The sequence below is a fragment of the Variovorax paradoxus genome (genome assembly GCF_030815855.1).
Lineage (GTDB): Bacteria > Pseudomonadota > Gammaproteobacteria > Burkholderiales > Burkholderiaceae_C > Variovorax > Variovorax paradoxus_M.
The window spans coordinates 889,889-912,488 of record NZ_JAUSXG010000001.1 but is presented as its reverse complement, the minus strand read 5'-3'; the positions used below and the strand labels follow the sequence as shown (position 1 = coordinate 912,488).

Sequence of the window (22,600 nt, the reverse complement as noted above, 5' to 3'; positions counted from 1 at the left end):
TCATCATGTCTGATCAACTCCCTCTTTCCGAGCGTGCCTACCGCATTCGGCGCTATGCCCTGCGCATGGGCGAGGTGCAAGGCCAGGGCTACGTCGGCCAGGCTCTCGGCTATGCCGACGTTCTGGCCATTGCGTACGGCCATGCGATGACGTACCGGCCCGACGATCCCCAATGGGAAGCGCGGGACCGCTTCCTGCTTTCGCACGGGCACTACGCCATCGCGTTCTATGCGGCATTGATCGAGGCCGGAATCCTCCCCGAAGAGGAACTGGAAACCTACGGCAGCGACGACAGCCGCCTTCCGATGTCCGGCATGGCGACTTACACGCCAGGCATGGAGATGTCCGGCGGCTCGCTAGGCCAGGGCTTGCCGATCGCGGTGGGCATGGCGTTGGCCCTTCGGCTCAAGCGCAACCCGGCCTTCGTCTACAACTCGATGTCCGACGGCGAACTGGACGAAGGCTCGACATGGGAAGCGGCGATGGCGGCCAGCCACCATGGCCTTTCCAACCTGATCTGCCTGGTCGACATCAACAACCAGCAGGCTGACGGCCCGTCGTCCAAGGTCATGGCCTTCGAGCCGCTTGTCGACAAATGGGCCGCCTTCGGTTGGCACGTGCAGCGCGTCGACGGCAATGATCTTCCGTCCGTCAAGGCCGCATTCGACACAGCGCGTGCGTTGCCCGAGGCGAGGCCGCGGGTGATTCTCTGCGACACGCTGATGGGCAAGGGTGTTCCCTTCCTCGAGCAACGCGAGAAGAACCACTTCATACGGGTCGATCCACCGGAATGGCAACAGGCCATCGATCACCTCGACCAAGCGCAAGGAGCCGCAGCATGAATACGAGCCACACGATCGCCAACGTCGCAAAAAAACCGCGTCTGAAGACCTCGGCGATGATCGCCTCGATCGCGTCCGAAGGGCAGCGCGTCAAGGCGGCACCGTTCGGCAAGGCGCTGGTCGACCTGGCGGAATCGCGGTCCGAGATCGTCGGCCTCACGGCCGATCTTGCCAAGTACACCGACCTGCACCTCTTCGCGCACGCCTATCCCGAGCGCTTCTTCCAGATGGGAATGGCGGAGCAGTTGCTCATGGCCGCCGCTGGCGGATTCGCCAAAGAAGGCTTCGTGCCCTTTGCCACCACCTACGCGGTGTTCGGCACGCGCCGCGCCTTCGATTTCGTGCATCAGGTGATCGCGGAAGAAAACCTCAACGTGAAGCTGTGCTGCGCGCTGCCCGGGCTTACGACCGGCTATGGGCCGAGCCATCAGGCGACCGAGGACCTGGCACTGATGCGCGGCATTCCGGGCATGACTATCGTCGACCCTTGCGATGCACTCGACATCGAGCAGGCGGTGCCGCAGATCGCGGCGCACCAGGGGCCGGTCTACATGCGGCTGCCACGGGGCCAGGTGCCTCTGGTGCTGGACGAATACGACTACAAGTTCGAACTCGGCAAGGCCAAGCTCCTGCGCGATGGGCGCGATGTGCTCGTCGTCTCGAGCGGCTTCATGACCATGCGCTCCCTTGAGATGGCCGACGAGTTGCGCGCAGACAATGTGGATGTCGCCGTGCTGCATGTTCCGACGATCAAGCCGCTGGACGATGCGACCCTGCTCGCGGAGGTGAAACGGCTCGACCGCTTGGTCGTCGTCGCTGAGAACCATTCGGTGATCGGTGGCCTTGGCGAAGCCGTCGCGAGCCTGCTCATGCGAAACGGGGTGGCCCGAGCGTTCCGGCAGATCGCGTTGCCCGACGCCTTTCTTGACGCCGGGGCCCTGCCGACACTCCACGAACGCTATGGCATTTCCACGAGCGCCATGGCGGCGCGCGTTCGCGGATGGATCGGCTGCTCACCAAAAACTTGCACACCGCCTGTACGCGGCCGTTTCAGTTCGGCTGGGCTTTAGCTTCGGCCCGCGCGGCCGGCCGGCGTGCCGAGCACCGCCGTGACATTGCGTTGGGTGCTGAGAATGTGTTCTTCCAGCAGCGCGCAGGCCGTCTTCGCATCGCGCCGCAAGGTGGCTTCCATGATCTTGCGGTGCTCGGCCGATTTGCGCCGGGCCGTCTTGCGAAAGCGCGCCGAATAGCGGCGGTAGCGCTCCGCCTGGTCGAACAGGCTCGCGCTCCACGAGCGCATGCGCTCCGACGGGCAGGCCGCAATCAGCGCGGCATGGAACGCCGTGTGGACCTGGGTCCAGTTGTCGTCGAGCACGACCGGCCCGTCGCTGAGCCGGCCTTCGACTTTCTCCAGGCGGTGGAAGGCGCCGACCACGAGGGCTTCCCATGCGTCGTCGCCGTTGGCAATCGATTCCCGCAGCGCGGGGATGTCGAGCATGAGGCGCATCCGGCTGATGTCCGCCAGGTCCTCCGCCGAGATGTCCGCAACCCTGAAGCCCCGGCGTTCGTCGGCGCGGATCAGCCCCTCCTGCGCGAGCCGGCTGAGCGCTTCGCGCAACGGGCTGCTGGAAAAGCCGTAGGCGGTTTGAAGCTCGTCCAGCTTGAGCTTGGCCCCAGCCCCGTAGGTGCCCGACAGCACGTCCTGGCGCAACCGAAGGAAGGCCTGGTCGACCAGCGGAAGCGCCCGTGCGGCAGGCATGTCATTTTTGTACATCATTTCAATTTTATGCATAAACTCGCGCCTCATGAAACAGGAGTCGATAGCATTGCGGGCGGCGCCTGAGGCGGCAGCGGCCGAGAAGAGGGCCGCGCCGCAGCCCCGACAGTTCACGGCTCAGCCCGCGCGCCTCGCCCCCATGAGGACGAACAGCATGGTTGCGGGCTTGTCGCTCAGGTTGCGCCAGGCGTGGCGGTTGCCGTGCTGCACGGCAACGTCGTGCCTGCGCAGCGTGACCTGCGCGCCATCGTCCAGCTCCAGCGTGATCTCGCCTTCCAGCACCACGTCGTAGTCGATGCTCTCGGTGGTGTGCATGCCGGGATGATCGATCTCGAAGGTTTCGGCCAGGCCGGGCACCTTTTGTGCGAACTCCGCGCCGAATGCCGCGCCGTCGAAGTCGGCGCGCATCATCACCGCGTCGGGCGGAAAGGTCACGAACATCAGGACCGATTCCCCCTGCCCCGGCGCGAAGCCGGCCGCCTCGGTGCGGTCGCGCGGCGCTCCCGGGGCAAGCTGCTCATGGGCCGAGGTTGCCCACAGCAGCGTGGCCGCAAAGCCCGGCACGCTGTCGAACTCGACCGCCCTCGGCGCCCGTGCGTCCTGAAATACCCGGGAGCGGCCGTCGGCCGCTGTCCCCGCCACCACACGTCTGACTTTCATGGCGGCCTCTCAGGGGTTGATGACGAAGTTGCTGAAGCCGCCGTTGCGGCTTGCAATGCCGGAAATGGCCTCGTTGATGCGGTCGAGCGGATGGCACACGTGCTCGAAGACAGACAGGTCCAGGGTGCCGGCCTCGGCCATATCCGCGATGTCCTGCCCTTCGCCCGCGGTGAACCAGGCCGAGCCCTCGATGCTCTGCTGCTCGTCCATCATCGTGTGGAGGTCCATGCCGACCATCCCCGCGATGGCTCCGATGTTGTAGGCGCGCCCTCCCCGCTTGAGCGAACGCACGCCTTGCTGCAGCGTCTCGTGCGAGGCGCCCGGTCCCAGCGCGTCGAAGAAAGCGTCCACGCCCAGGCCCTCGGTCCGCGACTTGACCCAGCGGTCGATCGCCTCGCCCTCTGCATTCGAAAAGACTTCGATGCGCTCGGGTGCCAGCGCCTTCACGCGGGCGAGCAGCTCCCGGTTGCGGCCGGTGCCCAGAATGCGCGTGGCACCCATGGCCAGGCCGAAGAGCGCGCCGCCGATGCCCAGGGTTCCGCTGATGCCGTTGACCAGCATGCTCTTGCCGGGGCCGATGCCCGCCTTGCGCATCGCGGAGTACATGGTGCCGAGATAGCCGAAGCGCGCGGCCTGGTTGAAGCTCACATTGTCCGGCAGCTTCACCAACGCATACTGCGGCGCGATCATGTACTCGGCCAGGCCGCCGTTGGGGTAGTTCTTGTAGAGCTTGAGCGAGTTCTCCGAAAAGCCGAAGTAGCCGCTGAAGGCGTAGTGCGTGCAATTGATCAGGTCGCCGTTGCGGCAGGCCCGGCACCCGCCGCAGTAGAGGCTGGGGTTGACGTAGACCCGGTCGCCCGGCTTCCAGGCGTGCACGTGCGAGCCCACCGCCGTCACTTCGCCCGCCGGATCGAGGCCGAAGACGGCCGGCAGGGGCGGCAGCGGCAACTCCGGGAACCAGGTGGTCCAGTTGGCCAGGATGTTGCCCAGGTTCGGCACGATGCCGCACGACCTGACGCGCACCTGCACATCGTTGGCCGCGGGCTGGGGAATGGGCAGCTGCTCGATCTCCATGGGTGCGCCCACCTTGTACAGCCGGGCTGCTTTCATCATCGACATGCTTGTCTCCTTTTAAAAATGCATAAGCTCGTCTTTGTGCATTTTCTGCCTCGCCCATCCTCGCGCATCGGGTCGAACCCTGAATGCATTTTTTTAGTTTTTATGCACAATATGACTTTTATTGCACGATGAACACATGATCCATCCCGACAACGATGCCTTCGAAGTGGCCATCATCGGCTTCGGTCCCGTGGGCGCGTCGCTCGCGGCGCTGCTGGGCCGCCAGGGGCGGCGGGTCGCGGTTTTCGACAAGTCGGATCAGATCTATCCGCTGCCCCGCGCCTTCGCGCTGGACCACGAGGCGATGCGAACCTTTCAGCAGATCGGCATTGCCGGCGCGTTGGCCGCGGACATCACGCCGTACCGCCCGACCCTCTACCAGGGATGCGACGGCGAGCCGATCCAGCATTTCGACATGGGGCCGGCGCCGTATCCGCTTGCGTGGGCGCCCTCCTATACCTTCAACCAACCGGCGCTCGAAGCGTCGCTGCGGCATGCGGTCGGGAAACTGCCGACGGTGCAGGTTCATCTGGGCCACGAGGTGACGGAGGTCCAGGCGTCCGGCGAAGGCGCCGTGCTGACGGTGCGGGCGCCGGACGGCGATGCCGCGCCGGTGCGCGCACGCTATGTCGTGGCATGCGACGGCGGCACCAGCCCGACGCGCAAACGGCTCGGCCTGCGCCTCAAGAGCCTCGATTTCGACGAGCCTTGGATCGTCGTCGACATGCATGTGAACGAGTCCAAGCTGGCGGACCTGCCGGCCACCAACATCCAGTACTGCGATCCGTCGCGGCCCTGCACCTACGTGGTCGGGCCCGGAACACATAGGCGCTGGGAGTTTCTGCTGCTGCCGCACGAAGCCGAGCAGCGCGACATGCCGCACGATGCGATCTGGAACCTGCTGGCCCGCTGGCTCGCCCCTGCGGAGGCACGGATCTGGCGCGCAGCCACCTACCGCTTCCATGCCGTCGTGCTGGAGCAATGGCGAACAGGACCGATCCTGCTCGCCGGAGACAGCGCGCACCAGATGCCGCCCTTTCTGGCCCAGGGCATGTGCCAGGGTCTGCGCGATGCCACCAATCTGGCCTGGAAGCTCGGCTGGGTGCTGGACGGCCATGCGCCCGACAGCCTGCTCGACAGCTACGGCACCGAGCGCGGGCCCCAGGTGGAGGAAGTCACCGCCACCGTCAAGCGGCTCGGAAAAATCATCTGCGAGCGGGACCCGGCGCGCGCGGCGGAACGTGACCGCAGGTTGCGCGAGCAGCAGGGCAACGAGGTCCGGATGCAGTTGCGCCAGAGCCTGCTGCCGGGCATACGGCACGGCCTGATCGATACCGATCAAGCGCCCGCGGGCACGCCGTTTCCCCAGCCCATGGTCCGCATGGGCGCGGTGGGCGAGGCGCAAATGATGGACGACCTCGTGCCACCGGGTTTCCTGCTCGTGCTGCTCGGCGTGCCCACCGCGTCGGAGATGCAGCCATGGCTGGGTGCGCTGACGGCACTGCGTGCGCAAACCGTCTGCATCGGCGGCGGCCCCTCCCCGGCCGACGACGTGCTCGCGCTCACGGAAGCAGACGGACTGCTGGCGCGCTGGTACGCGCAGCACGGCTGCCGTGCCGCGCTTGTCCGGCCCGACCGCATCGTTCATGGCGTGGCGGCCGATGCCGCCGGGATCACCGGCTTGCTGCGGCGCGCCTGCAAGCAAATGAATATCGCCATCGAGGCCGCTCCATGCTCTCCTTCAGGAAAACTCTCATGACGACCACTCCCACTGCGGCTCCGGACGCCGAAGCCCTCCTTCTCGACCTGGAAGCGCAGCGCTGCGACGCGATGAAGCGCGGCGACTTCGCCCGGCTGCGCGAGATCCTGCACCCCAGTCTCACGCACGTTCACGCCAAGGGCCAGGTCGACGACTACGACAGCTACTTCCGCTCCGGCGGAACGCACGTCGAGTACCGGCAGATCGATCGTTCCGACCTGAAGGTCCGGGTGCTGGGCACTTCGGCACTGATGACCGGACGCCAGTTGCTCGTGGCCGTCCGCAAAAACGGCAGCGGCACGGTGCGCATCGATTCCCGCATCATGCAGGTCTGGACCCATGAGGAAGGACGCTGGCGGCAACTGGCTTTCCAGACGACGCCGCTGGAGATGAGCGTCACTTGAAGAGCGCCTGCGAAGGTTCACCGACCCCTCGAAGGCGGCCATGAGGAGAAGCCTGCAAGGCCGGGCGACGTGTGATCCTCGCCATCGGGAATTCGGCACCCGGAGCAGCCCGGTGTTGTTCCCGCGGGGGCAGCCACAGAGCCTGCGGTGGCTGCGCCATCGACCAGGAGCTCACGGCGGAGCGACGTCGGTCCGTCTTTCTCAGCATCCATCTCAAGTTTTTTCATCGTCGGCCGCGTTGGGTGGTGCCTGTCAGTGAGAGGGATCGTGACCCGCGGGCACTGAGAGAAAACGCCGCAGCCAGGACTACGCTGGGGTGTGCCCCAGCGCCGCTGAAAGCTTGCGGTGCGCGTCGGCCTGCATCTGGAGCAGGCGCGCCTTCTGCTCGAAGGCCTCAACCGCATCGGCGCCCGCAGGCCAGCGCAGCGGCGGGGTGGCCGCACCAGCCAGGCTCACCAATGCATCGGCAAGCTTGGCGGGATCGCCCCCTTGCCGACCATTCATCCCCTTCCAGGCCTCGACCGTCTCGCGCGTCGTCTTTGCGTAGTCGTCGATCGATGGCGTTGGGTACTTCGTCGACTCTTCCGTCAGGAGGTCGGTGCGGAAGTAGCCAGGCGCCACGATCATGGTGCGAATTCCGAAGGGCTCGATTTCCGGTGCCAGCGACTCCATCCATCCTTCGAGGCCGAACTTTGCAGCCGCATACGCCGATATGAAGGGTTGGCCAGTGATGCCCGCGAGCGAGGAAATCGTCACTACAAGGCCGGTGCGGCGAGCACGCATGATGGGGAGCACGGCACGCGTGACATTGATCGGACCAAACAGATTGGTTTCGATCTGGGCTCTGAAATCTGCGTCCGGCAGTTCTTCGAAGAAGCCCGCGTAGAAGTTGCCCGCGTTGTTGACGAGAACATCGATGTGACCGAAGCGCTCGACGGCGGCCACTGCAGCGGCCTCGGCATCCTCTGGTTTGGTCACGTCGAGCTTGACCACCAGCAAGTCTGCGGCGTCGCCCAATACCTTTCTCACCGCCTCTGCGTTGCGTCCGGTCGCGACCACCGCGTGGCCTGCGGCGAGGGCTGCCTGGACAATGTCGACGCCCATCCCACGGCCTGCGCCTGTGACGAGCCAAACCTTTTTCTCAGTCATCTTGTATCTCCAGTAAGTGCTGTCGGGGCGGATTCACCCGTGGGGCTCGTTCAGTTCAATACCACGCCCCGCAGTGCCTTCGACCTGGCTCAGGACTTGGCTCCGGCGGCCTTCATGGCGGCGAGGCATGCGGCGGTATCCCAGTAGCTCACCACCATTTCGGAGACGCGCCCGCCGCGGAACGTGAACCACTCGTATGCCGACATCGGAATCGGCTCGCGGGCGCCGGGCGCCAGCCATGGGAAGACCGCTTTGGCGACGATGGAGTCGCCTTCCTCGACCATTTGTTCGATCTTGATTTGCTCGGGCCTGATGATTGGTTCCGTGGTTGTCACGAATCCCATGAGCATCGTGAGAATGACTTGCCGACCGGCATGCGTACCGCCGTACGGCAACGAGTCTGAAATCCGCAAGACCGCGTCGGGCGCGAAGCCCTCCTTGATCGCGCTGCGGAGTTCGTCGGCGTTCTTGTGCTGAAGCGCGCTGTAGTAGCGCTCGAGCGTCGCGCGGTTTCGTGACATGCGTGTTCGCTGCTCCTGTTGCTGAGCCTGCCCAGCGGAAGACAACGTCATGCACGAAGCCGCAATGAAGGCCATCCCTGCGGCGCCGAGATCCCGGCGACCTAACTTGCCACGGCCCGCTCCGCTCGGAACATCATTCCGCGGCTGGTGAAAAACGTGATGATCTTCGGATGACATGATCGTTGCTCCTGGGCCAGGCCCGTTGTCTACAAAATAGAAGTTCAGTGTCGAGAAATTCCGGAGCAACGTCTCGCCGGATCTGCTGAGGTTCTTGCCTGAAATGACGGCATTCCGTCGAAATGGCCGATGTGGTGCGAGGCCAGGGCTAGGATGGGGCGACCCCGATAACCGGAGGAAATTCCCATGGACAGTGGCCTCTCATCCAACAAGCCCACGGCCCAGGCCTCGAACCAGCTGGCTCGCGCGGTTGCGGCCGTCGCAGCGTCCGACGGCGACTACGCAACGGCCATCCCCTCTCTGTTGCTCTACCGCCGGAAAGCCCCGACCGAGCCGCTCCCCTGCATTTACCACCTCGGTCTAGCCGTCGTCGCGCAAGGGGGCAAGCGGGTCTTGCTTGATGAGGAGGTCATCGATTACGGCCCGGGCCAAGCATTGCTGACGACGGTGGACCTGCCGGTGATCTCTCATGTGACGCGAGCCAGCGTGCACGAGCCGGTGCTTGCGCTGGTGCTAACCCTCGACGCTCTCGATATCGCACAGGTCGCGGCGGAGATGCGATTGCCGCCGCCGCGCCGGCCATCAGGTCGGTCCATCGCCGTCGAGCGTCTGGATGCGCCTCTCATGGAGGCGCTCGTCAGATTGGTCAATCTTCTCGCTGAGCCGGCGCTCGTTCCGCAACTCGCACCCTTGATCCAACGGGAGATCACGGTTCGTCTCATGGCCGGGCCGCATGGGCCCCGGCTCCAGCATCTGGCCTTGAACGGATCGCCCGGTCAGCAGATCGCCAAGGCGGTCGTCTGGCTCAAGCAGAATTTCAAGCAGCCGCTCAACATGAACGAATTCGCCGCGCGTGCGCACATGAGCCCGTCGACCTTTCGGCAGCACTTCCGATCCATCACCGGCACAAGCCCTCTTCAGTACCAGAAGCAATTGAGACTGCAGGAGGCTCGTCAAATGATGCTGAGCCAGAACATCGACGCAGGCAGAGCCGGCGGGCTTGTCGGCTACGAAAGCCCTTCCCAGTTCAGCCGCGAGTACAGCCGGCTGTTTGGAGCATCGCCGCGAGAAGACGTCAGGCGAATGCGCCTCGCGTAAGAAGTTTTGCCCTCCAAAGCCGCTACATACCTTAGATCGGCATTGTCTAGCATGGCTTGAACCTCGGTCTTCAATGGACCATCCACGAGCAGCCTGTGGACCGCATGTATCGAGATCCGGTGAGGTTCCAGTTGGTCGAAGTTCATCGCGAAGTAGATGACATGTCCCAATGTGTCCTCAGTCGCGTGGACGCATGGCAGGAAGGCCAGCAAATTCGCTTCCGCCCCGGTGCGTCGATGATGGAACGCGTGGTACTCCGGCGCGTTGCTTGGGAAGACGTAGTTGACTAGAACATCGTTCGAATCTGTGCCCTCAAGCTCGGTACCAAGGAGCCGTACACCAAGGGCGGATGGAAGGCGATGCTCGAAGACCTGATGCGCGAATGCATCGCGGAGGCCAAGAAGCGGAAGATGCCGTTCGCGAAGTTCTCGCTGCAAGACTGCCGGCCCAAGGGCACGACGGACAAGCAGCAGCGTGGGGACAAGGACACCAAGGATGCCCTACTGCATAGCAGCGATGCGATGCTGGCTAAGCATTACGACCGAAGCAAATCGAAGAAGGCAACGCCTGCGGGCTGAAGGGCAACCATGTTTTGCACCAACACGGAAACGATCCGGGCCAGGAAGCAGCATCAGTGCGCATGGTGCGGCGAGGCAATCGCCAAGGGCGACCTGCATCAAATGTGGAAGTCGGTCGATGATGGATGGTTCACCAACCGGATGCACCCGGAATGCGCCGATGCCTGCGGCGCAGAGTGCCGGGAGTGGCACGACAACGAGTACCACCCATACGACAACGAGCGGCCGGCATATTCCAAAGTACCCGCATCAGATTCCAAAAACCAAAATGGGCTGCAAGCTGAAGCGTGCAACCCATTGATTTCTAACGAGAATCTGGCGGAGTGGACGGGACTCGAACCCGCGACCCCCGGCGTGACAGGCCGGTATTCTAACCAACTGAACTACCACTCCTGGTAGACAACGTTCACTCCTTGCGGAGCCGAGTGTTGACAACTCGTGCCTGCTTCACTTGCATGAAACTGGCGACCCTACGGGGATTCGAACCCCGGTAGCCACCGTGAAAGGGTGGTGTCCTAGGCCTCTAGACGATAGGGTCAAAACCTTAGGAACCGTGCTGAGATCAGCACTTATCTTCTTCTCGACACTTTGATGGTGGAGGTAAACGGGATCGAACCGATGACCTCTTGCATGCCATGCAAGCGCTCTCCCAGCTGAGCTATACCCCCGTGTGGGTGTCGAGCCTCGAATTATAGACCGAAAAATCAGGCCCTTTTCAGACGCTCCACAACTTTTTCACGAGAAAAAATTGCGAGCACCGAATCGAGGGATGGCGTCTGCGGTGTTCCCATCACGAGGACGCGAACCGGCATGGCCAACACAGGCATTTTCACCGAATGCGCGGCCAGAACTTCCTTGATGGCCGCTGCGATCGAAACTTTTTCCCAGGGCACGCCCGCGAGCTTCTCGGCCAGCGTGGCGATGACGGGCTTCACGGCATCGGTCACGTGCTGCATGCGATCGGCTTCACTCGGCGTGACGTCCGCGTAGAACGCGGCGGCCCAGTCGGCCAGGGCGACGGTGGTTTCGCAGCGGTCCTTGAAGAGCGCGCAGATGGCGACGAGGCGATCGTCGGCCTCGATGTCGCGCTTCTTCAGCTGCGCAGCCACCAGCGGTGCGAGCTCCGCATCGGCCTTGGCCTTGATGTACTGCGCATTGACCCACGCGAGCTTCGCGGCGTCCCATTGCGCGGGGCTCTTCGACAGGTGCGAACCGTCGAACCAGCTCACCATCTGCTCGCGCGTGAAGAGCTCGTCGTCGCCATGGCTCCAGCCGAGGCGCGCAAGATAGTTGAGCATGGCTTCGGGCAGATAGCCGTTCTCTTCGTACGCGGTCACGCTCACGGCGCCGCGGCGCTTCGAGAGCTTCTGTCCGTCGTCGCCGAGGATGACCGGCACATGGCCGAACGCAGGCAGCGGCGCGCCCAGTGCGCGAAAGATGTTGATCTGCCACGGCGTGTTGTTGATGTGCTCGTCGCCGCGGAACACGTGCGTGATGGCCATGTCCCAGTCGTCCACCACCACCGCGAAGTTGTAGGTCGGCACACCGTCGGGCCGCAGGATGATGAGGTCGTCGATCTCGCGGTTGTTGATGGTGATCTCGCCCTTGACGAGGTCGTTCCAGGTCACGTCGCCTTCGGGCGGATTGCAGAAGCGCACCACCGGCGGCACGCCTTCGGGCACGGGCGGAAGCACCTTGCCCGGCTCGGGACGCCAGCGGCGGTCGTACAGCGTTTTTTCGCCGCGCGCGCGCTGCGCCTCGCGCATTTCGTCGAGCTCGGCCGGCGTGCAATAGCAGTGATAGGCGGTGCCGGCCGCGAGCATCTGCGCGATGACTTCGCGGTAGCGCTCCAGGCGCTGCATCTGGTAGATCGGGCCTTCGTCGTAGTCCAGGCCGAGCCAGTGCATCGAAGCCAGGATCTGGTCGGTCGAATCCTGCGTGGAACGGGCCACGTCGGTGTCTTCGATGCGCAGCACGAACTCGCCGCCGTGATGGCGCGCATAGGCCCACGAATAAAGCGCGGTGCGCGCGGTGCCCAGGTGAAGAAAACCGGTGGGAGACGGAGCGATGCGGGTGCGAACTTTGCCGGTCATGGGGTCGATCAGGATTTCAGGGTGCCAAGGCCGCGGAGCAAGTCGGCCTTGATGTCGTCGATGTACTCGAGGCCGACCGCGACGCGGATGAGCCCCTGGCTGATGCCGGCGGCCTGGCGCTGCACTTCGGTCAGGCGTCCATGCGAGGTGGTGCCCGGGTGCGTGATGATGGTCTTGGTGTCGCCCAGGTTGGTGGCAATGCTCACCACGCGCGTGCTGTTGATCACGTGGAAGGCATTGGCGCGCGCCGTTTCGGGGTCGCTACCGACCACGTCGAACGACACCACCGCCCCGCCCTGCCCCGACTGCTGGCGCATGGCCAGTTCATGCTGGGGGTGCGAGGCCAGGCCCGGGTAGTAGACGCGCGCAACGCCGGGCTGCGTTTCGAGCCACTGCGCCACGGCCAGCGCATTGGCGCACTGCGCCTGCATGCGGATGCCGAGCGTTTCCAGCCCCTTGAGCACCACCCACGCATTGAACGGCGACAGCGCCATGCCCGCGGTGCGAACCACCGGCCCGAACACGTCGACGATGAGCTTCGACGGACCACAGATTGCGCCGGCCATCACGCGGCCCTGGCCGTCGAGGTACTTGGTGCCGGAATGAATGACGAGGTCGGCGCCCAGTTCGGTCGGGCGCTGCAGCGCGGGCGTGCAAAAGCAGTTGTCGACCGCGAGCAACGCGCCGGCGCCGTGCGCCAGGTCGGCCAGCGCGCGGATGTCGCACACCTCGGTCAGCGGATTGGTCGGCGTTTCGGCGAACAGCAGCCGGGTATTGGGCTTCAAGGCCGCGCGCCATTCGGCCACGTCGGTCTGCGAGACGAAGGTGGTCTCGACGCCGAACTTGGCGAACTCCTTGCCGAACAGGTTCAGCGTGGAGCCGAACACCGAGCGCGAGCAGATCACATGGTCGCCCGCCTTGAGCAGGCCCATGCACATCATGAGGATGGCGCCCATGCCGGTGGAGGCGCCGATGGCGGCCTCCGTGCCTTCCATGGCCGCAAGGCGCTGCTCGAAGCTGGTGACCGTCGGGTTGGAAGTGCGCGAGTAGGTGAAGCCCGCTTCGGTGCCGGCAAAGCGGCGCGCCGAGGTTTCGGCGTCGGGCTGCACGAAGCCGCTGGTCAGGAACAGCGCTTCGGAGTGCTCGCCGTGCTGGCTGGGCGCGAGCCCGGTGCGCAGCGCGAGCGTGTCGCGGTGCAGTCCGAGCGGCAGGGTTCGTTCATCGGCGGTCAATTCAGCTCTCACTCGCTGTGATTGGGAAGCGCAAGGCGCGACGAATCTTCTTCGGTCTCTTCGATGCGCGGACGGTTACCGTTCATGCGCGAGATCGCCTCGGTGTCGATATCGCCGGTCACGTACACGCCGTCGAAGCACGAGGCGTCGAAGCCATTCAGCTTGGGGTTGAGCGAACCGATGGCGCGCTTCATCGCGTCCACGTCCTGGTAGATCAACGCGTCGCAGCCGATCAGTTCGCGGATTTCTTCGACCGTGCGGTCGTGCGCCACCAGTTCGTCCTTGGTCGGCATGTCGATGCCGTAGACGTTGGGGTAGCGCACCGGCGGCGCGGCGCTGGCGAGGTAGACCTTGCGCGCGCCGGCATCGCGGGCCATCTGCACGATTTCGCGGCTGGTGGTGCCGCGCACGATCGAGTCGTCGACCAACAGCACGTTGCGGCCCTTGAACTCGCTGGCAATCACGTTGAGCTTCTGGCGCACCGACTTCTTGCGCACGCCCTGCCCCGGCATGATGAAGGTGCGGCCCACGTAGCGGTTCTTCACGAAGCCTTCGCGGTACGGCACGCCCAGGAGGTGCGCGAGCTGGGTGGCGCTCGGGCGGCTCGATTCCGGAATGGGGATGATCACGTCGATCTGGTTCGGCGGCACGGTGGACACCACGCGCTTGGCCAGCGTCTCGCCCAGGTTGAGCCGCGCCTGGTACACCGAGATGCCGTCGAGCACCGAGTCCGGACGCGCCAGGTAGACGAATTCGAAGATGCAGGGGTTCAGCGTCGGCGCTTCGGCGCACTGCATCGAGTGCACCTTGCCCTGCAAGTCGATGAACACGGCTTCACCGGGTTCGATGTTGCGCTCGAACACATGGCCCGAACCTTCGAGCGCCACCGATTCGCTGGCCACCATCACGGTGCCGTCCGCGGCATTGCGGCCCATGCAGAGCGGGCGAATGCCGTAGGGGTCGCGGAAAGCCAGCAGGCCGTGGCCCGCGATCAGCGACACCACGGCATACGAGCCGCGCAGCCGCTTGTTCATGCTCTTGACCGCGGCAAACACCTCGGCCGGGTTCAGCGGCACGCCGCGCGAGGCGCGCTCGAGTTCGTGCGCCAGCACGTTGAGCAGCACTTCGGAGTCGCTCTCGGTGTTGGTGTGGCGGTGGTCGGTGGAGAACAGTTCCGCGCGCAGCGCATGCGCGTTGGTGAGATTGCCGTTGTGCACCAGCACGATGCCGAAGGGCGCGTTCACGTAGAAGGGCTGCGCCTCTTCCTCGCTGTAGGCGTTGCCGGCCGTCGGGTAGCGCACCTGGCCCAGCCCCACGTTGCCCGGCAGCCCGCGCATGTTGCGGGTGCGGAACACGTCGCGCACCATGCCCTTGGCCTTGTGCATGAAGAACTTGCGTTCGAGCAGGGTGACGATGCCGGCCGCATCCTGGCCGCGGTGCTGCAGCAGCAGCAAGGCGTCATAGAGCAGCTGATTGACGGGTGCGTTGCTGACAACGCCGACGATTCCACACATGAACGATTCCTCTCAGGGCAGGTAGCTTGCCAACTTTTCAGGCAGCGCGGGTTTCAGGCCCTGCAATGCCGCATCGAGAACAATGGCGCTGTGCGATTCGTGCCACCAGGCACTGTCGCTCAACGCCAGCAAATGAACAATGACCGCCAGCACGAGCAGGGCAACCGCACCCCGCGCCGCTCCGAAGGCCCCACCCAATATCCGGTCCACCGGCCTGAGGCCGACAGCTGCAATCAGCTTTCGCGTCAGCGCGGCCACCAGGCCCACGCCGAACGCCACCCCGACGAACACCCCCACGAAAGCCAGCGGATAGCGCCAGGTGGCCTGCGGGTCGCCGAACGGCAACCATGCCGCCACGTCCGATGCCAGCCACTGGGCCGCGATGAAAGCAGCCACCCAACCCGCCAGCGAGATCACTTCGAACACCAGGCCGCGCCACAGGCCGAACAGCATCGACACGACGATGAGCGTGACGGCAATCCAGTCGAGCAAAGCCACGGCAGCGAGCGATGGCTACTACAACGTGAGGATCGCGGCCGACAAAGACAAGCCCTTGACCTTCTCCGCGGCCTTGTCCGCCTCGGCGCGTGAGCTGAACGGGCCGACACGCACACGCGTGCGCTGCTCGCCGTCGGCCGTCTTGGCCACGTTCACATAGGTCTTGAGGCCCGCCTTTTCGAGTTTCTGCCGCACTTCGCGCGCCTTGTCCGCATCGGCAAAGGCACCGACCTGCACCACGAAGCGGCCGCCGTCTTCGGAAGCGGCGGGCTTGGTGCTGGTGTTGGAAGGCTTGCCTTCGAGCAGCGCGCGCGCGCGGTTGCCGTCTTCGGCCGAGGCGGGCTTTGGCGCCGCTGGCTTGGTTTCCGGCTTGGCTTCTGGCTTCGGCTTCGGCTCGGGCTTGGTTTCCGGCTTCGGCTCTGGCTTGCGTTCCGGCTTCGGTTCCGGCTTTGGCTCGGGCTTGCGCTCCGGCTTGGGCTCGGCCGCGGGTCGGGTTTCCGCCGCGGGCGTGCTGGCCGCCGGCTTGCTCGGATCGATTTCCCTGCCGTCGGCGGTTTCGGTGATCATGCCGCCGGACGACGGCGCCGCCGCGACGCGGGCGCCGCTGTCGGCCGCCCCGGTGGGAGCGGCCGGCGTCGTCGGTGTTGCAGGCACCGGCAACGGCTTGACCTTGTTGCGGTCGGGAATCTCGATCGGAATGTCGACCGACACCGGCCGCGGCTGGGTGTCGAACAACAGCGGAAAGCCGATCACGCCGAGCAAGACCAGAACCGCTGCGCCCACCAGCCGGTGGCGCGCACGGCGACGCATGGTTTCCACACTTTCCGCGGGGACGGCAGCCGGTGCGCTGCGTCCTTCGTTGCCTTGCTGGCCGCGCGTGCGGAACTTGAAAAACGCCATGAAGTTCGATCCCTGAAGGAGTGCAGCGAGGTGGTGCCAGGTGGGGCGGACGGTCCGGCGATCAGCCGCCGGGCAGCAGGTGTTTGGCTTGCAGCCGCGGAGTGCCGTGCTCCAGCACGCCGCCCACGGTGAAGAACGATCCGAAGACCACGATTCTATCAGCGGGGTCTGCGTGCTCGATGGCTGCGCGCAGCGCTTCCATCGGCCCCGCATGCACGCTGCCGGAGGCATCGGCGCGCGTGTTCTGCGCCTGCCAGCTCGCGAGCAGATCGCCGGCCTTGGCGGCGCGCGGCGTCGGCAGATCGGTGAAGTACCAGCGGTCGATCATCGGCCCGATGCGCGCGAGGATCGGGGCCAGGTCCTTGTCGGCCATGACACCGAACACGCCGTGCGTGGTCGGATAGAAACCCATCGCGTCGAGGTTCTCGGCCAGCGCCGCGACGGCATGCGCGTTGTGGGCCACGTCGAGCACCAGCGCAGGCTCGCCCGGAACGATCTGGAAGCGGCCCGGCAGTTCGACCATGGCGAGCCCCGTGCGTACCGCCTGCGCGGTGATGGGCAACTGCTGCCGCAGCGCTTCGAGCGCCGCGAGCACGCCCGCGGCATTGAGCAGCTGGTTGGCGCCGCGCAGCGCCGGGTACGCGAGCCCGCTGTAGCGCCTGCCGCGGCCCGACCAGCCCCACTGCTGCTTGTCGCCCGACACGTTGAAGTCGTGCCCGAAGCGCCACAGGTCGGCGCCGATGGCGGCCGCGTGGTCGATCACGCTTTGCGGCGGCATCGGGTCGCTCACGATGGCGGGCTTGCCCGGGCGCATGATGCCGGCCTTCTCGAAGCCGATGCTTTCGCGGTCGGGCCCGAGGTAATCCATGTGATCGAGGTCGATGCTGGTGATGACCGCGCAATCGGTGTCGATGATGTTGACTGCATCGAGCCGCCCGCCCAGCCCCACTTCGAGAATCGCCACGTCCGGCTTTTCCTCGATCATGCAGCGCAGGATGCCGAGCGTGGTGAATTCGAAGTACGTCAGGGCCATGTCGCCCCGGGCCGCTTCCACCGCCTCGAAATTTGCTATCAATTTAGAAGCATCGACGGCCTCGCCCTGGAGCCGAAGCCGCTCTTCGAAGCGCACCAGGTGCGGCGACGTGAAAACCGCCGTGCGGTAGCCCGCATGCGTGAGGATCGATTCGAGCATCGCGCAGGTCGAGCCCTTGCCGTTGGTGCCGGCCACGGTGATGACCGGGCAGTCGAAGCGCAGACCCATCCGGGCCGCCATCTCTTTGGCGCGGTCGAGGCCGAGCTCGATGTTCTTCGGATGGAGTTGCTCGGCGCGTGCGAGCCAGTCGTTAAGGGTTTCCATGGAGCCCGGCATTGTCGCCGACCCGGAACGCGCGGGCCGCGCCCGGTTTTATCGGCATCATTGGCATCCATGACAACCCTCTACGGAATTCCCAACTGCGACACCGTCAAGCGCGCCCGCGCCTGGCTCGACGAACGCGGCGTCGCTTACACCTTTCACGACTTCAAGAAGCAAGGCGTGCCCGAGGCCGAGCTCGACCAGTGGCTGAAAAACTCGGGCTGGGAGGCGCTGGTCAACCGCCGCGGCACCACCTGGCGCAAGCTCGATGAAGCCGAACGCAATGCGGTGGTCGATGCCGCTTCGGCCCGCGCGGCGCTGCTGGCGAACCCGAGCCTCATCAAGCGGCCGGTGGTCAACTGGGGCGCCAAAACCGGCGTTACGACAGGGTTCGACGCCGAGGCCTGGGCCGCAGCCGTGAACGCCGTGTAAACACCGGAACCCTGTCTCGCCAGCCAGCCTCCAACCCCGATCTGCAGGAGAGAACACCATGAACAGACACGTCTTTCGCACCCTTGCGGGCCTTTCGGCGGCTGGTTTGCTGACGGCGGGCGCGGCCACCGCGCAAGCCCAGGAAGCATGGGCGCGGGTGATTTCCGCCACCCCCGTCTACGAGACCACCGGCAGCAGCCCCAGCTACAACGTTACCTACGAATACAACGGCCGGCAGTACACCACGCGCATGAACAGCCGGCCGGGCGCGAGCATCCCGATCCAGGCCAATGCCTATGGCGTGACCACGGCACCGGTTGCGCCGCAACCGCAATTGCAGCCCTACCCCGTCGAAGCCGACAGTGGCCGGCAGCAGTACCAGCAGTCCCCGCAATACGCCCAACCCTCGCAGCCAGCCGGATCGCCGTGGGACAACGTGATCCCCGAGCAGGGCGTGGTGGTCTCCAATGCCCCGGCGCCGGCGCCGGTCTACGTACAGCCGGCGCCTGTGTACGCGGCGCCCGTCTATGTGCAGCCGAGCTACGTCTATCCACAGCCCTACATCTACCCACCGGTCGGTCTCTCGCTGAACTTCGGGTACTCCAGGGGATGGGGCGGCTACCGCGGCGGATGGGGTCATCGCCACTGGCGCTGAGCCGCCACGGGCAAGCACCGGACGGCCGGCATCGGCCAAGCCCTAAAATCGGGAACTTTTCCAACCCCCGAGGGGTGCGCCGCCGCGGTGGCGCGTCCCCGACAAGCCGACCGCGCATGCGCCGGCGCCATCCAATGACGACGACTACCGACACTCTCAACAGCGCCGCAGTGGCGACCAAGGCCAATGTGTATTTCGACGGCAAGTGCGTGAGCCACAGCCTCACGCTGGCCGACGGCACGAAGAAATCGGTCGGCGTGATCCTTCCGTCCACCCTGACCTTCAAGACCGGCGCGCCTGAAATCATGGAAGGCACGGCCGGCAGCTGCGAATACCAGCTCGAAGGCACCACCGAATGGGTCGCCGCAGGCCCGGGCCAGAAGTTCAACGTGCCGGGTAACTCGAGCTTCCAGATCCGGGTAGCCGGCGAGCCCTACAGCTACATCTGCCACTTCGGCTGAACCGCGAACCGGACACCCACATGTCGACCATTCTCCAAAACGTTCCCGCCGGCCAGAAGGTCGGCATTGCCTTTTCAGGCGGCCTGGACACCAGCGCCGCGCTGCACTGGATGAAGCTCAAGGGCGCGATTCCCTACGCCTACACCGCCAACCTCGGCCAGCCCGACGAGCCCGACTATGACGAGATTCCCCGCAAGGCGATGCTCTACGGCGCCCAGAACGCCCGCCTGATCGACTGCCGCGCGCAACTCGCGAACGAAGGCATTGCCGCGCTGCAGGCAGGTGCTTTCCACGTGACCACCGCGGGCGTCACTTACTTCAACACCACGCCGCTCGGCCGCGCGGTGACCGGCACCATGCTGGTGTCGGCCATGAAGGAAGACGACGTTCACATCTGGGGTGACGGCAGCACCTACAAGGGCAACGACATCGAGCGCTTCTACCGCTACGGCCTGCTCACCAACCCCAACCTCAAGATCTACAAGCCCTGGCTCGACCAGCTGTTCATCGACGAGCTCGGCGGCCGCGCCGAGATGTCGGCGTTCATGACCAAGGCCGGCTTCGGCTACAAGATGTCGGCCGAAAAAGCCTACAGCACCGACTCCAACATGCTGGGCGCCACGCACGAGGCCAAAGACCTCGAGCACCTGAACAGCGGGATGCAGATCGTGCAGCCCATCATGGGCGTGGCGTTCTGGAAGGACGAAGTCGAGGTCAAGCGCGAAACCGTCAGCGTGCGCTTCGAGGAAGGCCGCCCTGTCGCCCTGAACGGCGTCGAACACGCCAACCTCGTCGACCTGATCCTGGAGGCCAACCGCATCGGCGGCCGGCACGGCCTGGGCATGAGCGACCAGATCGAGAACCGCATCATCGAGGCCAAGAGCCGCGGCATCTACGAGGCCCCAGGCCTTGCGCTGCTGTTCATCGCCTACGAGCGCCTCATCACCGGCATCCACAACGAAGACACGATCGAGCAGTACCGCGACCATGGCCGCAAGCTCGGCCGCCTGCTCTACCAGGGCCGCTGGTTCGACCCGCAGGCCATCATGCTGCGCGAGACGGCGCAGCGCTGGGTGGCGCGCGCCATCACCGGCGAAGTGACCATCGAGCTGCGCCGCGGCAACGACTACTCGATTCTCAACACCGAGTCGCCCAACCTCACGTACCAGCCCGAGCGCCTGAGCATGGAAAAGGTCGCCGGCGCGTTCACGCCGCTCGACCGCATCGGCCAGCTCACGATGCGCAACCTCGACATCGTCGACACGCGCGAAAAGCTGGCGATCTACACCCGCACCGGGCTGCTGTCGCCGGGCCAGGGCACCTCGGTGCCGCGGCTCTCGAACGACGACGAGAGCAAGTAAGCCGACGCGCTTCTTCCAATGACAAACGGGCCCCTCGCGGGCCCGTTTTCATTTGTGCATCGTGCGCGCCTGTCGGTCGATCAGTCGCCGCCACCGCCGCCGCATCCACCACCGCAGCCGCCGCCATCGCCGCCGGAAGAGTCCCCTCCTCCGCTGCCGTCGCCGCTGCTGCTCGATTCACTGCCGCCGAAGCCGTTGGCATCGCCCGCGCCGCCGCCGTCCGATGACGACGACGAGTCGCCAAAACTGGTGCCGCAATGGGCATCCGAGCCGTTGTGCCGGTCGACGGCCCGGCAGTCGGGCACGTAGTCGAAGCCGCCCGGAATGCCGAACTTGACGTCGAGCGCGAACAGCAGCGGCAGGCGCGCCGGCTTGCGCGGATCGATGCTTTCTTCCTTGCAGGCCCAGTACCAGCTGCGCCGCAAGCCGTCGTTGCGCTTCGGGTCCCGGCCCAGCACCTCGGCGGGGCTGTGGTGCAGCATGCCGCCGAAGGCCGCCGTGCACCAGTTCTGATAGCCCTGCGTGTGCAGAATGAACTCATGCCAGGCGGTGTCGACCACCTTCGAAGGCATGGCCACGAATTTGCGGCCGCTGCGCAGATGGGCCATGAAGAACTGGCGCAAGCCGCGCAGCACCAGCTCGGCGTCGCGCACGCCGAGTCCCGGGTGCGCCGCGCGCAGCTTGGCGATCAGAAACGGCGGCATGCGGGCCTCGCGAATGAACTGTCGGCGCAGGCTGGTTTCCATGAAGCCCAGTGTGGCCGCAAGCGCCCACGCGCCAAGAATCAACGGCACGAGCACCAGCCAGCCGCTTCGGCGAAAGGCAAAGAATATCGAGAGAAACGCCGCCAGTAGCACTGCGCGGCGAATCCAGACCAGTGCGGCAATGCGCCGCCGGTAGTTCAGGTGCAGGAAGTCCAGGTCCATCAGACGACCACCGGCTCCGGCTCCAGCCGGATGCCAAAGCGCTCGTACACGCTGGTCTGGATGGCCTTGGCCAGCGTCATCACCTCGCCGCCCGTGACCGGGTTGTCGGTGCCGCCGCGGTTCACCAGCACCAGCGCCTGCCGTTCATAGACGCCGGCATTGCCGACCGACTTGCCCTTCCAGCCGCAGGCATCGATGAGCCAGCCGGCCGCGAGCTTGATGCTGCCGTCGTCCATCGGGTAGTGCACGATCTTCGGGTCGCGCGCGATGATGTCGGCGCACTGTTCGGGCGTGACGGTGGGGTTCTTGAAGAAGCTGCCGGCATTGCCGAGCACGCGCCAATCGGGCAGCTTGGCCCGGCGAATGGCGCAGATCCAGTCGAACACGTCGGTGGCGCTCGGCGTGAAATTGCCGGTTTCTTCCATCTTGCGCTCGAGGTCGAGGTAGCCCACCACCGCCTTCCAGGGCTTGGGCAGGCGGAAGCGCACGCGCGTGATCAGCGCCCGGCCCGACAGCCCGAAGTCGTTCGGCCCGCTGCGCACGTGCTTGAACACCGAGTCGCGGTAGCCGAAGGCGCACTGCGCGGCGTCCAGCGTGAAGCTGCGCCCGGTGTCCAGGTCGATGGCGTCGAGCGATTCGAAGCGGTCTTGCAGCTCGACCCCGTAGGCGCCGATGTTCTGCACCGGGGCGCCGCCCACCGTACCCGGAATGAGCGCCAGGTTCTCGAGCCCTGGGTAGCCGTTTGCCAGCATCCACTGGATGGCGTCGTGCCAGACCTCGCCGGCGCCGGCTTCCACGATCCAGGCGCGCGGGGTCTCGTCGACCAGCCTCAGCCCCTTGATCTCGACCTTGAGCACCAGCGGCTTCACGTCGCCGGTGATCACGATGTTGCTGCCCCCGCCCAGCACGAAGCGCGGAGCGTCGCGCCAGCGCGGGTCGGCCCGCAGCTCGGCCACGTCCGCCTCATTGGCGATGCGCACCAGGTTGTGCGCGCGCGCGACGATGCCGAAGCTGTTGTACGGCTGCAGCGGGACGTTGTTCTCCACGATCATGGGAGAATTGTCGCATCCAGCTACCGTGAATCCAGGAG

Annotated in this window: 23 protein-coding genes and 3 tRNA genes; 10 read left to right on the top strand and 16 right to left on the bottom strand. The window is 65.4% G+C overall.

All coding sequences use genetic code 11. The features are described 5' to 3' along the window. The first annotated feature begins 5 nt into the window (after nucleotides 1-5). On the top strand, nucleotides 6-842 hold the full coding sequence (locus QFZ42_RS04350) for a transketolase (RefSeq protein ID WP_307699772.1): 837 nt from the start codon (nucleotides 6-8) through the stop codon (nucleotides 840-842). Beyond that, on the top strand, nucleotides 839-1,912 hold the full coding sequence (locus QFZ42_RS04345; RefSeq protein WP_307699771.1) for a transketolase family protein: 1,074 nt from the start codon (nucleotides 839-841) through the stop codon (nucleotides 1,910-1,912). Before QFZ42_RS04350 ends, QFZ42_RS04345 begins: the two co-directional genes overlap by 4 nt. Here the strand turns inward: QFZ42_RS04345 and QFZ42_RS04340 are convergent. From QFZ42_RS04340 to QFZ42_RS04330, 3 genes are all read right to left on the bottom strand, one after another. After that, on the bottom strand, nucleotides 1,909-2,634 hold the full coding sequence (locus tag QFZ42_RS04340; protein ID WP_307699770.1) for a GntR family transcriptional regulator: 726 nt from the start codon (nucleotides 2,632-2,634) through the stop codon (nucleotides 1,909-1,911). The two genes, QFZ42_RS04345 and QFZ42_RS04340, sit on opposite strands and share 4 nt — an antisense overlap. A gap of 102 nt (nucleotides 2,635-2,736) precedes the next feature. Beyond that, entirely contained in the window at nucleotides 2,737-3,279 is a 543-nt protein-coding gene (locus QFZ42_RS04335; RefSeq protein ID WP_307699769.1) for a cupin domain-containing protein, read from the bottom strand. A gap of 9 nt (nucleotides 3,280-3,288) precedes the next feature. After that, nucleotides 3,289-4,398, bottom strand: a complete 1,110-nt coding sequence (locus tag QFZ42_RS04330) for an alcohol dehydrogenase catalytic domain-containing protein (RefSeq protein WP_307699768.1) — start codon at nucleotides 4,396-4,398, stop codon at nucleotides 3,289-3,291. A 136-nt stretch (nucleotides 4,399-4,534) separates the two neighbouring features. Here QFZ42_RS04330 and QFZ42_RS04325 point away from each other — a divergent pair, with 136 nt between their 5' ends. Then, entirely contained in the window at nucleotides 4,535-6,157 is a 1,623-nt protein-coding gene (locus QFZ42_RS04325) for a bifunctional 3-(3-hydroxy-phenyl)propionate/3-hydroxycinnamic acid hydroxylase (protein ID WP_307699767.1), read from the top strand. Beyond that, nucleotides 6,154-6,561, top strand: a complete 408-nt coding sequence (locus QFZ42_RS04320) for a nuclear transport factor 2 family protein (RefSeq protein WP_307699766.1) — start codon at nucleotides 6,154-6,156, stop codon at nucleotides 6,559-6,561. The genes QFZ42_RS04325 and QFZ42_RS04320 overlap by 4 nt, the downstream gene beginning before the upstream one ends. Before the next feature lie 306 nt (nucleotides 6,562-6,867). Here the strand turns inward: QFZ42_RS04320 and QFZ42_RS04315 are convergent, their stop codons facing one another. Further along, the gene (locus QFZ42_RS04315; RefSeq protein ID WP_307699765.1) at nucleotides 6,868-7,710 is read right to left on the bottom strand and encodes an SDR family oxidoreductase; all 843 of its coding nucleotides are present in this window, start codon (nucleotides 7,708-7,710) and stop codon (nucleotides 6,868-6,870) included. Between the two features lie 89 nt (nucleotides 7,711-7,799). Then, nucleotides 7,800-8,408, bottom strand: coding sequence for a nuclear transport factor 2 family protein (locus tag QFZ42_RS04310; RefSeq protein WP_307699764.1), 609 nt, complete (start codon nucleotides 8,406-8,408; stop codon nucleotides 7,800-7,802). Between the two features lie 186 nt (nucleotides 8,409-8,594). On the opposite strand from QFZ42_RS04310, the gene QFZ42_RS04305 reads away from it, so the two are divergent. Both QFZ42_RS04305 and QFZ42_RS04300 read left to right on the top strand, forming a co-directional pair. Next, the gene (locus tag QFZ42_RS04305; RefSeq protein WP_307699763.1) at nucleotides 8,595-9,506 is read left to right on the top strand and encodes an AraC family transcriptional regulator; all 912 of its coding nucleotides are present in this window, start codon (nucleotides 8,595-8,597) and stop codon (nucleotides 9,504-9,506) included. Nucleotides 9,507-9,865: 359 nt separating this feature from the next. Further along, nucleotides 9,866-10,084, top strand: a complete 219-nt coding sequence (locus tag QFZ42_RS04300; RefSeq protein ID WP_307699762.1) for a hypothetical protein — start codon at nucleotides 9,866-9,868, stop codon at nucleotides 10,082-10,084. 316 nt (nucleotides 10,085-10,400) lie between these two features. Here the strand turns inward: QFZ42_RS04300 and QFZ42_RS04295 are convergent. From QFZ42_RS04295 to folC, 9 genes are all read right to left on the bottom strand, one after another. Next, a tRNA-Asp gene (locus QFZ42_RS04295) sits at nucleotides 10,401-10,477 on the bottom strand. Nucleotides 10,478-10,546: 69 nt separating this feature from the next. Then, nucleotides 10,547-10,622: transfer RNA gene (locus tag QFZ42_RS04290), tRNA-Glu, on the bottom strand. Between the two features lie 54 nt (nucleotides 10,623-10,676). Then, nucleotides 10,677-10,752 (bottom strand) — tRNA-Ala (locus tag QFZ42_RS04285). 36 nt (nucleotides 10,753-10,788) lie between these two features. Next, a complete protein-coding gene (gltX, locus tag QFZ42_RS04280) occupies nucleotides 10,789-12,177 on the bottom strand; it encodes a glutamate--tRNA ligase (RefSeq protein WP_307699761.1) in 1,389 nt (462 codons plus the stop codon). 8 nt (nucleotides 12,178-12,185) lie between these two features. Beyond that, on the bottom strand, nucleotides 12,186-13,409 hold the full coding sequence (locus QFZ42_RS04275) for an O-succinylhomoserine sulfhydrylase (protein WP_307699760.1): 1,224 nt from the start codon (nucleotides 13,407-13,409) through the stop codon (nucleotides 12,186-12,188). Between the two features lie 8 nt (nucleotides 13,410-13,417). Beyond that, nucleotides 13,418-14,923, bottom strand: a complete 1,506-nt coding sequence (gene purF, locus QFZ42_RS04270) for an amidophosphoribosyltransferase (RefSeq protein ID WP_307699759.1) — start codon at nucleotides 14,921-14,923, stop codon at nucleotides 13,418-13,420. A gap of 12 nt (nucleotides 14,924-14,935) precedes the next feature. Further along, nucleotides 14,936-15,421: a CvpA family protein gene (locus tag QFZ42_RS04265; RefSeq protein ID WP_307699758.1), complete on the bottom strand. Its 486-nt coding sequence runs from the start codon at nucleotides 15,419-15,421 to the stop codon at nucleotides 14,936-14,938. Nucleotides 15,422-15,439: 18 nt separating this feature from the next. After that, nucleotides 15,440-16,321 (bottom strand): SPOR domain-containing protein, encoded by an 882-nt coding sequence (locus QFZ42_RS04260; RefSeq protein ID WP_307699757.1) that lies wholly within the window; start codon nucleotides 16,319-16,321, stop codon nucleotides 15,440-15,442. A gap of 61 nt (nucleotides 16,322-16,382) precedes the next feature. Next, nucleotides 16,383-17,690, bottom strand: coding sequence for a bifunctional tetrahydrofolate synthase/dihydrofolate synthase (folC, locus tag QFZ42_RS04255; protein ID WP_307699756.1), 1,308 nt, complete (start codon nucleotides 17,688-17,690; stop codon nucleotides 16,383-16,385). A 57-nt stretch (nucleotides 17,691-17,747) separates the two neighbouring features. Between folC and QFZ42_RS04250 the strand changes: the two genes are divergently transcribed. From QFZ42_RS04250 to argG, 4 genes are all read left to right on the top strand, one after another. Beyond that, entirely contained in the window at nucleotides 17,748-18,107 is a 360-nt protein-coding gene (locus QFZ42_RS04250) for an ArsC family reductase (protein ID WP_307699755.1), read from the top strand. 58 nt (nucleotides 18,108-18,165) lie between these two features. Further along, nucleotides 18,166-18,762, top strand: a complete 597-nt coding sequence (locus QFZ42_RS04245; protein WP_307699754.1) for a hypothetical protein — start codon at nucleotides 18,166-18,168, stop codon at nucleotides 18,760-18,762. A gap of 134 nt (nucleotides 18,763-18,896) precedes the next feature. Next, the gene (gene ppnP, locus QFZ42_RS04240; protein ID WP_307699753.1) at nucleotides 18,897-19,223 is read left to right on the top strand and encodes a pyrimidine/purine nucleoside phosphorylase; all 327 of its coding nucleotides are present in this window, start codon (nucleotides 18,897-18,899) and stop codon (nucleotides 19,221-19,223) included. Nucleotides 19,224-19,243: 20 nt separating this feature from the next. Beyond that, complete coding sequence (argG, locus tag QFZ42_RS04235; RefSeq protein WP_307699752.1) at nucleotides 19,244-20,584, top strand: argininosuccinate synthase; 1,341 nt, start codon at nucleotides 19,244-19,246, stop codon at nucleotides 20,582-20,584. Nucleotides 20,585-20,664: 80 nt separating this feature from the next. Here the strand turns inward: argG and QFZ42_RS04230 are convergent, their stop codons facing one another. Both QFZ42_RS04230 and murB read right to left on the bottom strand, forming a co-directional pair. Then, nucleotides 20,665-21,510, bottom strand: coding sequence for a glycine-rich domain-containing protein (locus tag QFZ42_RS04230; RefSeq protein WP_307699751.1), 846 nt, complete (start codon nucleotides 21,508-21,510; stop codon nucleotides 20,665-20,667). Beyond that, a complete protein-coding gene (murB, locus tag QFZ42_RS04225; protein ID WP_307699750.1) occupies nucleotides 21,510-22,562 on the bottom strand; it encodes a UDP-N-acetylmuramate dehydrogenase in 1,053 nt (350 codons plus the stop codon). The genes QFZ42_RS04230 and murB overlap by 1 nt, the downstream gene beginning before the upstream one ends. Between the last annotated feature and the right edge of the window lie 38 nt (nucleotides 22,563-22,600).

Bases quoted from the DNA above. Each gene is read 5' to 3' on its own strand.
- QFZ42_RS04350 (WP_307699772.1), top strand. From the start codon at position 6: ATGTCTGATCAACTCCCTCTTTCCGAGCGTGCCTACCGCATTCGGCGC.
- QFZ42_RS04345 (WP_307699771.1), top strand. From the start codon at position 839: ATGAATACGAGCCACACGATCGCCAACGTCGCAAAAAAACCGCGTCTG.
- QFZ42_RS04340 (WP_307699770.1), bottom strand. From the start codon at position 2,634: ATGCATAAAATTGAAATGATGTACAAAAATGACATGCCTGCCGCACGG.
- QFZ42_RS04335 (WP_307699769.1), bottom strand. From the start codon at position 3,279: ATGAAAGTCAGACGTGTGGTGGCGGGGACAGCGGCCGACGGCCGCTCC.
- QFZ42_RS04330 (WP_307699768.1), bottom strand. From the start codon at position 4,398: ATGTCGATGATGAAAGCAGCCCGGCTGTACAAGGTGGGCGCACCCATG.
- QFZ42_RS04325 (WP_307699767.1), top strand. From the start codon at position 4,535: ATGATCCATCCCGACAACGATGCCTTCGAAGTGGCCATCATCGGCTTC.
- QFZ42_RS04320 (WP_307699766.1), top strand. From the start codon at position 6,154: ATGACGACCACTCCCACTGCGGCTCCGGACGCCGAAGCCCTCCTTCTC.
- QFZ42_RS04315 (WP_307699765.1), bottom strand. From the start codon at position 7,710: ATGACTGAGAAAAAGGTTTGGCTCGTCACAGGCGCAGGCCGTGGGATG.
- QFZ42_RS04310 (WP_307699764.1), bottom strand. From the start codon at position 8,408: ATGTCATCCGAAGATCATCACGTTTTTCACCAGCCGCGGAATGATGTT.
- QFZ42_RS04305 (WP_307699763.1), top strand. From the start codon at position 8,595: ATGGACAGTGGCCTCTCATCCAACAAGCCCACGGCCCAGGCCTCGAAC.
- QFZ42_RS04300 (WP_307699762.1), top strand. From the start codon at position 9,866: ATGCTCGAAGACCTGATGCGCGAATGCATCGCGGAGGCCAAGAAGCGG.
- gltX (WP_307699761.1), bottom strand. From the start codon at position 12,177: ATGACCGGCAAAGTTCGCACCCGCATCGCTCCGTCTCCCACCGGTTTT.
- purF (WP_307699759.1), bottom strand. From the start codon at position 14,923: ATGTGTGGAATCGTCGGCGTTGTCAGCAACGCACCCGTCAATCAGCTG.
- QFZ42_RS04260 (WP_307699757.1), bottom strand. From the start codon at position 16,321: ATGGCGTTTTTCAAGTTCCGCACGCGCGGCCAGCAAGGCAACGAAGGA.
- folC (WP_307699756.1), bottom strand. From the start codon at position 17,690: ATGCCGGGCTCCATGGAAACCCTTAACGACTGGCTCGCACGCGCCGAG.
- QFZ42_RS04250 (WP_307699755.1), top strand. From the start codon at position 17,748: ATGACAACCCTCTACGGAATTCCCAACTGCGACACCGTCAAGCGCGCC.
- QFZ42_RS04245 (WP_307699754.1), top strand. From the start codon at position 18,166: ATGAACAGACACGTCTTTCGCACCCTTGCGGGCCTTTCGGCGGCTGGT.
- ppnP (WP_307699753.1), top strand. From the start codon at position 18,897: ATGACGACGACTACCGACACTCTCAACAGCGCCGCAGTGGCGACCAAG.
- argG (WP_307699752.1), top strand. From the start codon at position 19,244: ATGTCGACCATTCTCCAAAACGTTCCCGCCGGCCAGAAGGTCGGCATT.
- QFZ42_RS04230 (WP_307699751.1), bottom strand. From the start codon at position 21,510: ATGGACCTGGACTTCCTGCACCTGAACTACCGGCGGCGCATTGCCGCA.
- murB (WP_307699750.1), bottom strand. From the start codon at position 22,562: ATGATCGTGGAGAACAACGTCCCGCTGCAGCCGTACAACAGCTTCGGC.